This is a genomic window from Microbacterium sp. CIAB417 (genome assembly GCF_022788845.1).
This window is the reverse complement of record NZ_JAHZUT010000003.1, coordinates 365,948-379,296: the sequence shown is the minus strand read 5'-3', so window position 1 is coordinate 379,296 and position 13,349 is coordinate 365,948. Positions and strand designations below refer to the sequence as shown.

Below are 13,349 nucleotides of genomic sequence, written 5' to 3'. Positions count from 1 at the left end.
GGGTCGAAGGTCCCACGGAAAAGACCCGGCCACCGCATCCTGTGTTCGGGATGCGATGGCCGGGCCAGGTCCGCCGCGTGGTGCACGGCGAGGTGTTCAGGCGCGGATCAACGAGCGGCAGAGCCCTCGGTGTAGTCCGAGTCCTGCTGCTGCCACGAGAAGAGCGAGCGCAGCTTCTTGCCGGTCGCCTCGATCGGGTGACCCTGCTCCTTCTCGCGCAGCGCGAGGAACTCGGGCGCGCCCGCATCCTGGTCGTCGATGAAGCGCTTGGCGAACGCGCCGGACTGGATGTCGGCGAGAACAGCCTGCATGTGCTCCTTGACCGACGGGTCGATGACGCGCGGGCCGGAGACGTAGTCGCCGTACTCGGCCGTGTCGGAGATCGACCAGCGCTGCTTGGCGATGCCGCCCTCCCACATGAGGTCGACGATGAGCTTCAGCTCGTGCAGCACCTCGAAGTAGGCGATCTCGGGCTGGTAGCCGGCCTCGGTCAGCGTCTCGAAGCCGTACTGCACGAGGTGGCTCATGCCACCGCAGAGGACGGCCTGCTCGCCGAACAGGTCGGTCTCGGTCTCCTCGGTGAAGGTCGTCTTGATGACGCCGGCACGGGTGCCGCCGATGGCCTTGGCGTACGAGAGCGCCGTGGCCCACGCGGTGCCGGTCTCGTCGCGCTCGACGGCGATGATGTCCGGGATGCCGCGACCGGCGACGAACTCGCGACGCACGGTGTGGCCCGGCGCCTTGGGGGCGACGAGGATCACGTCGACGCCCTCGGGCGTTTCGATGTAGCCGAAGCGGATGTTGAAGCCGTGCGCGAAGGCGAGGGTCTTACCCGCGGTCAGCTTGTCCTTGATGCTCTCGGCGTAGATGGAGCGCTGGTGCTGGTCGGGCGCGAGGATCATGATCAGATCCGCCCACTCGGCGGCGTCGGCGACCGACTTGACCTCGAAGCCGTCCTCCTGGGCCTTGGCGGCGGACTTGGAGCCGTCCTTGAGCGCGATGACGACCTCGACGCCGGAGTCGCGCAGGTTCTGCGCGTGGGCGTGACCCTGCGAGCCGTAGCCCACGATCGCGACCTTCTTGCTCTGGATGATCGAGAGGTCGGCGTCGGCGTCGTAGAAGATCTCAGCCATGGTGTGTGTTTTCTCCTTCGTGTGTCGGTCGTTGCGTTTCGACTCGCTGCGCTCGCTCAACGACCGGTGAACGGCTTGCGAAAGGGGTTATCCGCGCAGGACGCGCTCGGTGATGCTCTTGCCGCCGCGACCGATCGCGAGCAGCCCGGACTGCGCCATCTCCTTGACGCCGAAGGGCTCGAGGGCGCGCAGGAACGCGTCCACCTTGCCCTTGTCGCCGGTGATCTCGACCACGAGCGCATCGGGCGCGTAGTCGACGACGGAACCGCGGAACAGGTTCACGACCTCGAGCACGTTGGAGCGGCTCGCGTTGTCTGCGCGCACCTTCACCAGCACGTGCTGGCGTTGCACGGAGGCGGCCGGATCCAGTTCGACGATCTTGATGACGTTGATGAGCTTGTTCAGCTGCTTGGTCACCTGCTCGAGCGGGAGCTGGTCGACGTCGACGACGACCGTGATGCGGGACAGCCCCGGCACCTCGGTCACACCCACGGCCAACGACTCGATGTTGAAGCCGCGACGGGCGAACAGACCCGCCACGCGGGTCAGCAGACCCGGCTTGTCCTCGACGAGGAGGCTCAGCACGTGTGAAGTCATGTCAGTCCTCCTTGTCGAACTCGGGCGCGTGGTCGCGGGCGTACTGCACGAAGCTGTTGCTCACGCCCTGCGGGACCATGGGCCACACCATCGCGTCGGCCGACACGACGAAGTCGATCACGACGGGGCGATCGTTCGTCTCGAGGGCGAGCGTGATGGCGGCGTCGATCTCGTCCTCGCGCTCCACGCGGATCGCCAGGCAGCCGTACGCCTCGGCGAGCTTCACGAAGTCCGGGATGCGGGCGGTGCCGTGTCCGGTGTTCAGGTCGGTGTTCGAGTGGCGGCCGTCGAAGAACAGCGTCTGCCACTGGCGCACCATGCCCAGCGACGAGTTGTTGATGATCGCGACCTTGATCGGGATCTCGTTGATCACGCAGGTCGCGAGCTCCTGATTGGTCATCTGGAAGCAGCCGTCGCCGTCGATCGCCCAGACGACCCGGTCGGGTTCGGCGACCTTCGCGCCCATGGCGGCAGGGACGCCGTATCCCATGGTTCCGGCGCCGCCGGAGTTGAGCCACGAGTTGGGGCGCTCGTACTTGATGAACTGGGCGGCCCACATCTGGTGCTGGCCGACGCCCGCGGCGTAGATCGCCTCGGGGCCGCTCAGCTCGCCGATGCGCGAGATGACCTGCTGCGGCGAGAGCAGACCGTCGGTCGTGGGCGCGTAGCCCAGCGGGAACTCGTCGCGGAGGCCGTCGAGGTAGCTCCACCACTCGGTGATGTCGGGCTTCTGATCGCCGACCGTCTGGCGGAAGGCGCCGTCCAGATCGACGAGCACCTCTTTCAGATCGCCCACGATCGGCACATCGGCGAAACGGATCTTGGAGATCTCCGCCGGGTCGATGTCGACGTGCACGACCTTCGCGCCCGGGGCGAACAACGACGCCTTGCCCGTGACACGGTCGTCGAAGCGGGCGCCGAGCGCGACGATGAGGTCCGCCTCCTGCAGCGCGAGCACCGCGGGGACCGTGCCGTGCATGCCGGGCATGCCGAGGTTCTGCGGGTGCGAGTCCGGGAACGCGCCTCGCGCCATGAGCGTCGTCACGACCGGTGCGCCCGTCGCCTCGGCCAGCACACGCAGCTCCTCCGAGGAGTGCGAGCGGATCACGCCGCCGCCGACGTACAGCACGGGCTTGCGGGCCTCGGACAGCAGCTGCGCCGCGGCCTGGATCTGCTTGCCGTGGGCCTTCGTCACCGGGCGGTAGCCGGGCAGCTCGACCTTCGGGGGCCAGATGAAGGGCGCCGTGGCCTGCTGGGCGTCCTTCGTGATGTCCACGAGCACGGGACCGGGGCGTCCGGTGCTGGCGATCTCGAAGGCAGCCGCGATCGCGCCGGGGATCTCCTCGGCCGTCTTCACCAGGAAGGAGTGCTTGGTGATCGGCATCGTGATGCCGACGATGTCGGCCTCCTGGAACGCGTCCGTGCCCATGAGCGTCGAGAAGACCTGACCGGTGATGCACACGAGCGGCACGGAGTCCATGTAGGCGTCGGCGATCGCGGTGACGAGGTTCGTCGCGCCCGGGCCCGACGTCGCGATGGCGACGCCGGTGCGACCGGATGCGGCGGCGTAGCCCTCGGCCGCGTGGCCGGCGCCCTGCTCGTGGCGCACGAGGATGTGACGCACGGCCTCATCGTCCATGAGCGGGTCGTAGACGGGCATGATCGCGCCGCCCGGGAGCCCGAACACGTCGGTGACGCCGACGAGTTCGAGCGAGCGGACGACGGCCTCCGCTCCCGTGATCACGGGTGCGGACTGCGCACGGGCGGGCGGCCGGGGAATGGCCGCAGAGATGTCTGAGGACATGGGAACTACCTCGGGTGGGGATGACGGGATGTCGGAGGCGAAGTTACCCGGTGACGGCGCCTTCGGCAGCCGAACGCACGAGCTTCGAGTACTTGGCCAGGACGCCACGGGTATAGCGCGGGGGAAGCGGCTCCCAGCCAGAGCGGCGGGAGCTCAGCTCGGCCTCATCGACGAGTAGGTCGAGAGAGCGAGCCGCGATATCGACCCGTATCAGATCACCATCGCGCACGAAAGCGATAGGACCTGCGTCCACCGCTTCCGGTGCTACGTGGCCGATGCACAGGCCGGTTGTGCCGCCCGAGAATCGTCCGTCCGTCAAGAGTAGTACATCTTTTCCGAGGCCGGCGCCCTTGATGGCGGCCGTCACCGCGAGCATCTCGCGCATGCCCGGGCCGCCCTTGGGTCCCTCGTAACGGATGACGACGACATCGCCGGCGCGGATCTCCCCCGCCTCCAGCGCGTCCATCGCTGCGCGCTCGCGCTCGAACACGCGGGCGGGTCCTTCGAACACCGCCGCGTCGAAGCCGGCCGTCTTCACGACGGCACCTTCGGGAGCCAGCGAACCGTGCAGGATCGTGATGCCGCCGGTCGCGTGGATCGGGTTGTCGAAGGTGTGGATCACGGTGCCGTCGATGGGATCCGGGTCGAGCTCGCGCAGGTTTTCGGCCAGCGTCTTGCCGGTGACGGTGAGGGCGTCGCCGTGCAGCAGTCCCTCATCGAGCATCGCCTTCATGATGACCGGGATGCCGCCGTGGCGGTCGACGTCGTTCATGACGTACTGACCGAACGGCTTCATGTCGGCGACGTGCGGAACCTTGTCGCCGATGCGGTTGAAGTCGTGGAGCGAGAGCTCGACGTCGGCTTCGCGCGCGATGGCGAGCAGGTGAAGCACGACATTGGTCGAGCCGCCGAGCGCCATGGCCAGGGCGATCGCGTTCTCGAACGCCTCCTTGGTGAGGATGTCGCGCGTCGTGATGCCGAGCTTGAGCAGGTTGACGACGGCCTCGCCCGAGCGGTGCGCGAAGTAGTCGCGGCGGCGGTCGGCGGAGGGCGGCGCGGCGCTGCCCGGGAGGCTGAGACCGAGCGCCTCAGCGACGGAGGCCATGGTGTTGGCGGTGTACATGCCGCCACACGCCCCCTCGCCGGGCGCGATCGCGCACTCGATGCGCTTGAGGTCGGCCTCGCTCATCTTGCCCGCGAGACACGCTCCCACGGCCTCGAACGAATCGATGATGGTGACATCCTTCTCGGTGCCGTCGCTGAGCTTGACCCAGCCGGGCGCGATCGAACCCGCGTAGAGGAAGACGCTCGACAGGTCGAGGCGGGCCGAGGCCATGAGCATGCCGGGGATGGACTTGTCGCAGCCGGCCAGCAGCACGCTGCCGTCCAGGCGCTCGGCCATCATGACCGTCTCGACGGAGTCGGCGATGACCTCGCGGCTGACGAGCGAGAAGTGCATGCCCTCGTGCCCCATCGAGATGCCGTCGGAGACCGAGATCGTGCCGAACTGCAGCGGGTAACCGCCGCCGGCGTGCACGCCCTCCTTCGCGCCCTGCGCGAGGCGATCGAGGCTGAGGTTGCAGGGGGTGATCTCGTTCCAGCTGGAGGCGATGCCGATCTGGGGCTTGTCCCAGTCCTCGTCTCCCATGCCGACGGCACGCAGCATGCCTCGGGAGGTGGTGGCTTCAATGCCGTCCGTCACAGCTCGGCTGCGCGGCTTGATGTCGATCGCTTCGTCGGGGTGGCTCACCTGTGCAGTCTATTGCGGCCCGGCGCCTGTCACGGTCGTGGAACGGTCACCGTTCGGCACGCAGCCCGGCCAGCCGGTCCAGGAGCGCTGCCAGCGCCTCGGGGTCTTCGACCGACACGGATGCGGCGCTGTCGCCCGCGCCGACGTGCACGCCCAGGTCGTCGTCGCCGAGCGCACGCAACGCGTCCTCGTCGGTCACGTCATCGCCCGCGAACAGCACCCCCGTCGCGCCGAGACGCTCGCGCAGCGCCGCGACCGCCTGATCCTTGCCCTCGTGCCGGAACGCGAACTCGAGGATGTCGCGCCCGGTGCGCCGTCGCCAGTCCGGCGCTCGTTCAGCCATGAGGGCGTCGATGTCGTGCTGGGCGGTCTGCGCCGCATCCGCTTGGGCGAGGCGGGTGTGCAGGCCGAGCCCGAAGGCCTTCGGCTCGACCCACGCGCCCTCAATGTCCGCGACGATCCGCTCGGCCTCAGGCACGAGTTCGTCCAGAAGCGCGCGATCCGCGCGATCGGCGGCGTCGTCCGGCATCTCGCGAGCACCCGGATGCCAGGTCTCGGCGCCGTGGGAGCCGGCGAGATGGAACAGCGAGTCGTCGGTGTGCTCGCTGATCACGCGGAGATCCGCCAGCGACCGCCCCGACACCAGTGCCACGTCGGTGGCCGGCAGCGCGGCCAGCGCATCCAGCGCACGGCGTGCCGCGGGAATCATCCGCGCCGACATCGGCTCGTCCACGAGCGGCGAGAGCGTGCCGTCGAAGTCGAGCGCGACGAGAAGCCGCGGGGTGCGCGCGAGGCTCTCCAGATCGCTCACGCCGTGCCGCTCCCCCGGATTCCTGCGAGGGCCGCCAGGAACTCCCGTGACCAGTCCTCGACGTCGTGCTCGCGTACGCGGCGGCGCAGCGCCCGCATCCGTCGCCCCTGCTCGGCCGGCGTCATCTCGATCGCGCGGACGATCGTGTCTTTGAGCCCCTGGATGTCGTGGGGGTTCACCAGCAGAGAACTGCCGAGTTCGTCCGCCGCCCCGGCGAACTCGCTGAGCACGAGCGCGCCGCGGTTGTCGATGCGACTCGCGACGTACTCCTTGGCGACCAGGTTCATGCCGTCTCGGAGCGCCGTGACGAGCATGACGTCGGCGGCCAGGTAGAGCGCGACCATCTCTTCCTTGGGGAAGGCCTGATGCAGGTAGCGGATGGCGGTGTGACCCATCGTGTCGTAGTCGCCGTTGATGCGCCCCACGGTGAGCTCGATCTCGTCCCGCAGCTGTTGATACGTCTCGACCCGTTCGCGGCTCGGGCTCGCGACCTGGACGAGGGTCACGTCCTCGACCGAGAGCCGCTCATCCTGCAGCAGCTCGCCGAACGCCTTCATGCGGTGGCGGATGCCCTTGGTGTAGTCGAGGCGGTCGACGCCGAGCAGGATGTGGCGCGGATTGCCGAGCTCCTCGCGGATCTCGCGGGCGCGCGCCCGGATCTCGGGTCGCCCGGCCAGCTCGACGTAGGAGGCCACGTCGATCGAGATCGGGAACGCCTTGGCGAGAGCCACGCGCACCGAGCCGTCGGCCTGCGGAACCTTGATCCCCGTCGACTTCGTCTCATAGCGCAGCTGGCGGCGCACCGCGCGGGCGAAGTTGCCCGCATCCGCCACGCGCTGGAAACCGATCACGTCGGCGCCGAGGAGTCCTTCGAGCACCTGACGACGCCACGGCAGCTGCGAGAACAGACCGTATGCGGGGAACGGAATGTGATGGAAGTAGCCGATCGTGAGATCGGGGCGCTGCTCGCGCAGGAACTGCGGCACGAGCTGCAGCTGGTAGTCCTGCACCCACACCGTGCCGCCTTCGGCCGCGACCTCTGCGGCGGCCTCCGCGAAACGGCGGTTGACGGCCACGTACGCGTTCCACCACTCGCGACGGTACCGGGGAGCTGCGATCACGTCGTGGTAAAGCGGCCAGATCGTGTCGTTCGAGAAGCCCTCGTAGTACAGCTCGACCTCTTCGGCGCTGAGCGTGATCGGGACGAGGTGCGTGCCATCGGCGTCGAACGGCTCGAGCTCGAGGTCGGGCTTGCCAGCCCAGCCGACCCAGGCGCCGTCGCTCTTTCGCATCACCGGCTCGAGCGCCGTCACCAGCCCGCCGGGGCTGCGGCGCCACCCGCCGTCGGCGTCTCGGTCGACGGGAAGGCGATTGGCGACGACGACGAACTCTGCTTGGGGCACGCGAGCACTCCTGGTCTCTCGGGATGCCACTCAGGCTAACAGCGGCGTGCAGGTCCTCCAGGGGTTCGCGCAAGCCCCGAGCGAGGGGGTATCCTCCCGCGATAGCGTGGGCTCATGCGCTCCTACCTCTTCGGCTCCGGTCTGTTCAGCGCCCTTCTCGGGGGCGCGACGCTCTTTCGAGGGCTGCGCAACAACGAGGAGCCCTTCACGTGGCGGACGGCGCTGGCGTGGGTCAGCTGGGGCATCACACTCGCCCTCGCGATCGGTGCGATCGTCGACACCTTCCGAGCCAAGCGCGGTCACGTGGCCGCCGGCGACTCCCCCGTTTCGGGGGACGAGACGAAGCTGCTCCGCCAGCGCCTGCGTAGCTGAGAGTCGGCGCCGCGCGGTCGTCAGCGCACGAGGATGAGCGCGTCGCCCTGACCACCGCCGCCGCACAGCGCGACCGCAGCAGTGCCGGATCCGCGTCGCACAAGTTCGTGCACGGCGTGGACGACGAGACGGTTGCCCGAGGCGCCGATCGGATGCCCGAGGGCGATGCCGCCGCCCTGCGGGTTCACGACATCATCGGAGAGACCGAGCTCGCGCTGCGAGCGGACGACGACCGCGGCGAAGGCCTCGTTGATCTCCACGAGATCGAGATCGGATGCGGCGAGCCCCTGCCGCTCCAGGGCCCGGGCGATCGCGCGCGCCGGCTGCGCATGCAGCGAGTTGTCGGGGCCGGCGACCTGACCGCTCGCACCGAGCGCGGCCAGCACCTTCCACCCCTGCGCGTCGGCGTGGCTGCGCGTTGTGAGCACCACCGCTGATGCGCCGTCGGAGATCTGCGACGAGTTGCCGGCCGTGATGGTCCCGCCCTCGACGAACGCGGGACGCAGCTTCGCGAGCACCTCTTCGGAGGTCTCGGCGCGGATTCCCTCGTCGCGCGTGACGACGACGGGCTCACCCCGGCGCTGCGGGACCTCGACGGGGACGATCTCGGCGTCGAACAGGCCTGCCTCCACCGCGGCGGCCGCGCGGCGGTGCGAGCGTGCGGCGACCGCATCCTGTTCGGCGCGCGTGACGTCGTAGTCGGCGTTACGACGCTCGGTCGACTCGCCCATGCTCACGCGGTCGAACGCGTCGGTGAGACCGTCGTAGGCCATGTGGTCGAGCACCTCGACACTGCCGTACGCATACCCGTCGCGCGAGCCGGTCAGCAGATGCGGCGCGCGGCTCATCGACTCCATGCCCGCCGCGACGACGACGGATGCATCGCCAAAACGGATCATCCGGGCGGCGTCGATGACGGCGGTGAGTCCGGACAGACAGACCTTGTTGACGCCGGCGGCGTGGACGTCCCATCCGAGGCCCGCGGCGATCGCCGCCTGCCTGGCCGGGTTCTGACCGGTACCGGCCGGAAGCACCTGCCCCACGAGAACGGCGTCGACGGCGGATGCGGGAATCTGTCCCTGCGCCAGAGCGCCGCGGATGGCGATCCCACCCAGCTGGGGAGCGGGAATCGACGCGAGCTGTCCCTTCAGCCTCCCCTGCGGCGTGCGGGCGGCGGCAACGATCACGATGTCGTCGACAGTCATCCCCCCAGCCTACGGCGGTGCCGCGCCGGCCGTCCGCTGCTCCCGCCTGTATTACATACCGCAGGTATATACTTTGATTATGCGAAAAGCCGAAGCCATCGAGAGGATCGTCGTCGCCGCGCACGCATTGACCCGCGTCGCCGCCGTCACGACGCAGAATGATGCCCCCGCCGCCCAGTGGCGCGCGCTCAGCATCCTGCAGAAGGAGGGGCCACAGCGCGTGGGCGACCTGGCGAGGCTGAGCCGCACCACCCAGCCGGGCATGACTCGGCTGGTCGGCCAGCTCGCCGACCTCCACCTGGTCGAACGCGAGCGCGACGCGGAGGATTCGCGCGTGACGATCGTTTCGATCACGCGGGCCGGTTCGGAGGCGATGGATGCGTGGCGCACGCAGCTCGGCGAGGCGCTCGAGCCGCTGTTCACCGATCTCGACGATGCGGAGTGGTCCGCGCTCGAGCACGCATCCCGCATCCTGATGTCGCGCACCGACGCCTTCGCAGGAGCGGCACGATGAGCGGCGCGACAGGATCCGTCTGGCGCCAGCCCGCCCAGGTATGGGCGGTCGCCTTCGCGTGCGTCGTGGCGTTCATGGGCATCGGCCTCGTGGACCCGATCCTTCCCGCGATCGCGCAGTCGCTCGAAGCAACCCCGGTCGAGACCGAGCTGCTGTTCACGAGCTACCTGCTCGTGACGGGCCTCGCGATGCTGGTCACGAGCTGGATCTCGAGCCGCATCGGAGCGAAGGCGACCCTCCTGGCAGGTCTCGCGCTCATCGTCGTCTTCTCGCTCTTCAGCGCACTGTCCGGCAGCGTCGACGCCATCATCGGCTTCCGGGCCGGATGGGGTCTGGGCAACGCCCTGTTCATCTCCACGGCGCTCGCGACGATCGTCGGAGCCGCCAGCGGGGGCAGTTCCGCGGCGATCGTGCTGTACGAGGCCGCACTGGGCGTCGGCATCGCGGTGGGTCCGCTGCTCGGCGGCCTGCTCGGCGAGGTGAGCTGGCGCGGACCGTTCTTCGGCGTCGTCGCGCTCATGGCCATCGCGTTCATCGCGGTCGCCGTGCTGCTGCGCGGACCGAAGGAGAAGCGCTCCCCCGTGCCGCTGTCGGCGCCGTTCCGCGCGCTCGGACAGCCGGCCCTCGCCGTGCTCGCGGTAGCGGCCCTGTTCTACAACATCGGCTTCTTCACCCTCCTCGCCTTCTCGCCGTTCCCGCTCGGGTTCGGGGCGATGGGCATCGGCTTCACGTTCTTCGGATGGGGCGTCGCCCTGGCGATCACGAGCGTGTGGGTCGCGCCGATGCTGCTGCGTCGGTTCACCCGCTCGGGCGTCATGCTCGTCGTTCTGCCACTGCTCGCGATCGATCTCGTCGTGGGCGGCATCCTCGTCGCAAGCTCCGCCGCGCTGGTGACGTGCATCGTCGTGGGCGGCCTTCTTCTGGGCGTGATGAACACGGTGCTGACGGAGGCGGTCATGGAGGCCACGGATCTCCCCCGCGCGGTCGCATCCTCGGCCTACTCGGCCGTCCGCTTCCTCGGCGGGGCCGCCGCCCCGCCGCTGGCCGCATGGCTGTGGCACGCGTCGAACGCGACGGTGCCGTACCTGGTGGCCGCAGCGTCGATCGTGATCGCTGCGCTGACCATCGCCCTCGGGCGCCGCGCTCTGCGTCGCATCGACGAGCGCCCGGCGGATGCGGCCGAAGAGGGAGTCGCCGTCCTCGTCGGCGATGCAGCCTGACACGCGCATACGAGAGAAGGAGGCGGCCCACCATCCGGTGGACACCCCCTTCTCTCGTGTCGGCAGAGTCAGTGCTGCACGGGGTGGGCGCGTTCGAGCGCCGCGCCCTCGACGTCCACATCGGGCAGGATGCGGTCGAGCCAGCGCGGCAGCCACCACGCCGCGCGCCCGAACAGGTGCATGAGCGCCGGAACGATCACCATGCGCACGATGAACGCGTCGAAGAGCACACCGATCGCCATCCCGAAGCCGATCGGACGCACCATCGCGAGGTGGCTGAAGACGAAGCCGCCGAAGACGGAGATCATGATGATCGCCGCGGCCGTGACCACCGCACGCCCGCCCCGCAAGCCCGCAACGACCGCCGCGCGTGCCGGAGCGCCGTGAACGTACGCCTCGCGCATGCCCGAGACGAGGAACAGCTGGTAGTCCATCGCGAGTCCGAAGAGCACACCCATCAGGATGATCGGTCCGAAACTCAGCACCGGTCCGGGATCGTGCACGCCGAACACGTCGCTCAGCCAGCCCCACTGGTAGATCGCGGTGACGGCGCCGAGCGCGGCGAACAGGGACAGCACGTAACCCGCGGTCGCGATGATGGGCACCAGGATCGACCGGAACACCAGCACCATGATGACGAGCGAGAGGCCCACGACCACGGCGAGATAGACGGGCAGCGCGTCGGCGAGCTTCTGCGAGACGTCGATGTTGGCCGACGCCTGGCCCGCCACGCCGAGCTCGATGTCGCCGTCGAGCGGCGAGAGGGCGCGCAGGTCGTGCACGAGCGTCTCAGTCGACTCGCTGGCGGGCCCGTCCTGCGGGACCACCTGGAACGCGAAGGTCTTGCCGTCATCCGATACCGCGATCGGGGCGACCGCATCCACGTCGTCCTGCGCCATGAGCGTGCGGACGATGTCGGCCTGCGTCGCGACGCGATCGCTCTCCTCCACCGTCTGCGGCGTCTCGGCAACGACCAGCAGCGGGCCGTTGACGCCGGCACCGAATGCCTCGGTCGCCGCCGTATAGGCGCGGTACTGGGTCGTGTCGGTGGCCTCCGAGGAGCCATCGGGCAGTCCGAGACGCATCGACAGGGCGGGGATGGCGATGACGAGCAGAGCGATGATCGCGACCGCGCCCGCGGCGACCACGCGTCCGGTGCGCATGGGCCGCAGCTCGGCCGGCGCGTGATCAGGATGCCCGACCTTCGCGCGCAGCCCGCGGCGCAGCACCCGCAGCTTCATGAGCCCGAGCAGGGCGGGCGTGACTGTGATGGCGACGAGGACGGCGACGAACACGCACGCCGCGCCCACGACACCCATCACGCCGAGAAACGGCACACCGGTGACGAGGAGCGCGACCAGGGCGATGATCACGGTAGTGCCGGCGAAGACGACGGCGTTGCCCGCCGTCCCGTTGGCCAGGCCGATCGACTCGCCGATGTCCATGCCGGCGAGCACCTGCTTGCGGTGGCGGTTCACGATGAACAGCGAGTAGTCGATGCCGACGGCGAGACCGAGCATGACACCGAGGATCGGGGTCACGGACGCCATGTCCACCACGTCGGAGAACGCCAGGGATCCGGCGACACCGACGCCGACGCCGATGAGCGAGCCGATCAGGGGCGTGATGGCGGGAAGTAGAGCCCGCATCATGATCGCCAGCACGAGCGCCGCGATGAGCACACCGACGAGCTCGCCGACCCCGATGAGGCCGTCGGTCGACTGGGCGATCGTCGAGGAGTAGTCGACACTGACGCCGGGGATGTCAGCGCTCTTGAGGCGGTCGGCGACCGCTGTCTTCGTCTCCTGCGGCAACGAGAACATGTCTTCGGTGAATGCCACGTTGCCGAGCGCCGTGGCGCCGTCGGTGGAGACGGTGCGGATCCCGGATGCGGCGTCGAGCAGGTCCTGACCCGCTTCGAGCTGCGGCTTCTGCGCCTCCAGCTGAGCGCGCGACGCGTCGATCTGCTCCTGACCCGCGGTGATCTGTGCCTGCTGGGCCGCGAACTGCGCCTCGGCCTGTGCATAGACACCCGCGGCCTGCGCCTGTGCGATGGCGGCGTCCAGCTGCTCCTTGCCCGCATCGAGCTGCTGCTGCGCCGCATCCAACTGGCTCTCGCCCTGGGCGAGCTGGTCGGCGCCGGACGCGAGCTGCGCGGCCTGGTCGGCGCGCTGCGCCTCGGTCTGGAACGGGTCGACCGTGCCCGCGACGCCGTCGATATCGGCGACGTCCTTCAACAGCGAGGAGATGTCCTCCTTCTGCGCGTCGGTGAACGGTTGACCGTCCGTCTGGAACACGACGGGCGCGCTGGCCCCCGTGAGGTCGGGAAGGGCGTCGGCGAGGCGGTCGTTGACGCGCTCCGTCTCGGTGCCGGGAATGCTGAAGGAGGTGGCGAGCGTGCCGCCGAAGGCGACGAACGATCCCGCCGCGACGCCGAGGGCGATCACCCAGGCGACGAGGACGATCCAGGCGCGGCGCGCCGAGAAGCGCCCCAGCCGGTAGAGGAGTTGGGCCACGACGTGCCTTTCCGAGGGGTGGGT

Annotated in this window: 11 protein-coding genes; 3 read left to right on the top strand and 8 right to left on the bottom strand. The window is 69.2% G+C overall.

The window, feature by feature from the left end:
- Positions 1-107 precede the first annotated feature (107 nt).
- The 6 genes from ilvC to KYX17_RS14125 all read right to left on the bottom strand — a co-directional run bounded on the left by ilvC (position 108) and on the right by KYX17_RS14125 (position 7,498).
- A complete protein-coding gene (gene ilvC, locus KYX17_RS14150) occupies positions 108-1,133 on the bottom strand; it encodes a ketol-acid reductoisomerase (RefSeq protein ID WP_234075232.1) in 1,026 nt (341 codons plus the stop codon).
- An 87-nt stretch (positions 1,134-1,220) separates the two neighbouring features.
- Positions 1,221-1,730, bottom strand: a complete 510-nt coding sequence (gene ilvN / locus KYX17_RS14145) for an acetolactate synthase small subunit (protein ID WP_243227618.1) — start codon at positions 1,728-1,730, stop codon at positions 1,221-1,223.
- A gap of 1 nt (position 1,731) precedes the next feature.
- Positions 1,732-3,534 (bottom strand): acetolactate synthase large subunit, encoded by a 1,803-nt coding sequence (locus KYX17_RS14140; protein WP_243227617.1) that lies wholly within the window; start codon positions 3,532-3,534, stop codon positions 1,732-1,734.
- Between the two features lie 43 nt (positions 3,535-3,577).
- On the bottom strand, positions 3,578-5,284 hold the full coding sequence (gene ilvD, locus KYX17_RS14135; RefSeq protein ID WP_234075230.1) for a dihydroxy-acid dehydratase: 1,707 nt from the start codon (positions 5,282-5,284) through the stop codon (positions 3,578-3,580).
- Between the two features lie 46 nt (positions 5,285-5,330).
- Entirely contained in the window at positions 5,331-6,095 is a 765-nt protein-coding gene (otsB, locus tag KYX17_RS14130) for a trehalose-phosphatase (RefSeq protein WP_243227616.1), read from the bottom strand.
- Complete coding sequence (locus KYX17_RS14125) at positions 6,092-7,498, bottom strand: trehalose-6-phosphate synthase (protein WP_243227615.1); 1,407 nt, start codon at positions 7,496-7,498, stop codon at positions 6,092-6,094. The genes otsB and KYX17_RS14125 overlap by 4 nt, the downstream gene beginning before the upstream one ends.
- 114 nt (positions 7,499-7,612) lie before the next feature.
- Here KYX17_RS14125 and KYX17_RS14120 point away from each other — a divergent pair, with 114 nt between their 5' ends.
- Positions 7,613-7,870, top strand: coding sequence for a hypothetical protein (locus KYX17_RS14120; protein WP_243227614.1), 258 nt, complete (start codon positions 7,613-7,615; stop codon positions 7,868-7,870).
- 20 nt (positions 7,871-7,890) lie between these two features.
- Here KYX17_RS14120 and KYX17_RS14115 read toward each other — a convergent pair whose 3' ends face one another.
- The gene (locus tag KYX17_RS14115) at positions 7,891-9,075 is read right to left on the bottom strand and encodes an acetyl-CoA C-acetyltransferase (RefSeq protein ID WP_243227613.1); all 1,185 of its coding nucleotides are present in this window, start codon (positions 9,073-9,075) and stop codon (positions 7,891-7,893) included.
- Positions 9,076-9,154: 79 nt separating this feature from the next.
- On the opposite strand from KYX17_RS14115, the gene KYX17_RS14110 reads away from it, so the two are divergent.
- Positions 9,155-9,589 (top strand): MarR family winged helix-turn-helix transcriptional regulator, encoded by a 435-nt coding sequence (locus tag KYX17_RS14110; protein ID WP_243227612.1) that lies wholly within the window; start codon positions 9,155-9,157, stop codon positions 9,587-9,589.
- Entirely contained in the window at positions 9,586-10,809 is a 1,224-nt protein-coding gene (locus KYX17_RS14105) for an MFS transporter (protein WP_243227611.1), read from the top strand. Before KYX17_RS14110 ends, KYX17_RS14105 begins: the two co-directional genes overlap by 4 nt.
- Positions 10,810-10,877: 68 nt before the next feature.
- Here KYX17_RS14105 and KYX17_RS14100 read toward each other — a convergent pair whose 3' ends face one another.
- Positions 10,878-13,325 carry an MMPL family transporter gene (locus KYX17_RS14100; protein ID WP_243227610.1) on the bottom strand — a complete coding sequence of 816 codons (2,448 nt, stop codon included), beginning with the start codon at positions 13,323-13,325 and terminating at the stop codon, positions 10,878-10,880.
- Positions 13,326-13,349 lie beyond the last annotated feature (24 nt).

Bases quoted from the DNA above. Each gene is read 5' to 3' on its own strand.
- KYX17_RS14120 (WP_243227614.1), top strand. From the start codon at position 7,613: ATGCGCTCCTACCTCTTCGGCTCCGGTCTGTTCAGCGCCCTTCTCGGG.
- KYX17_RS14110 (WP_243227612.1), top strand. From the start codon at position 9,155: ATGCGAAAAGCCGAAGCCATCGAGAGGATCGTCGTCGCCGCGCACGCA.
- KYX17_RS14140 (WP_243227617.1), bottom strand. From the start codon at position 3,534: ATGTCCTCAGACATCTCTGCGGCCATTCCCCGGCCGCCCGCCCGTGCG.
- KYX17_RS14105 (WP_243227611.1), top strand. From the start codon at position 9,586: ATGAGCGGCGCGACAGGATCCGTCTGGCGCCAGCCCGCCCAGGTATGG.
- ilvC (WP_234075232.1), bottom strand. From the start codon at position 1,133: ATGGCTGAGATCTTCTACGACGCCGACGCCGACCTCTCGATCATCCAG.
- KYX17_RS14115 (WP_243227613.1), bottom strand. From the start codon at position 9,075: ATGACTGTCGACGACATCGTGATCGTTGCCGCCGCCCGCACGCCGCAG.
- ilvN (WP_243227618.1), bottom strand. From the start codon at position 1,730: ATGACTTCACACGTGCTGAGCCTCCTCGTCGAGGACAAGCCGGGTCTG.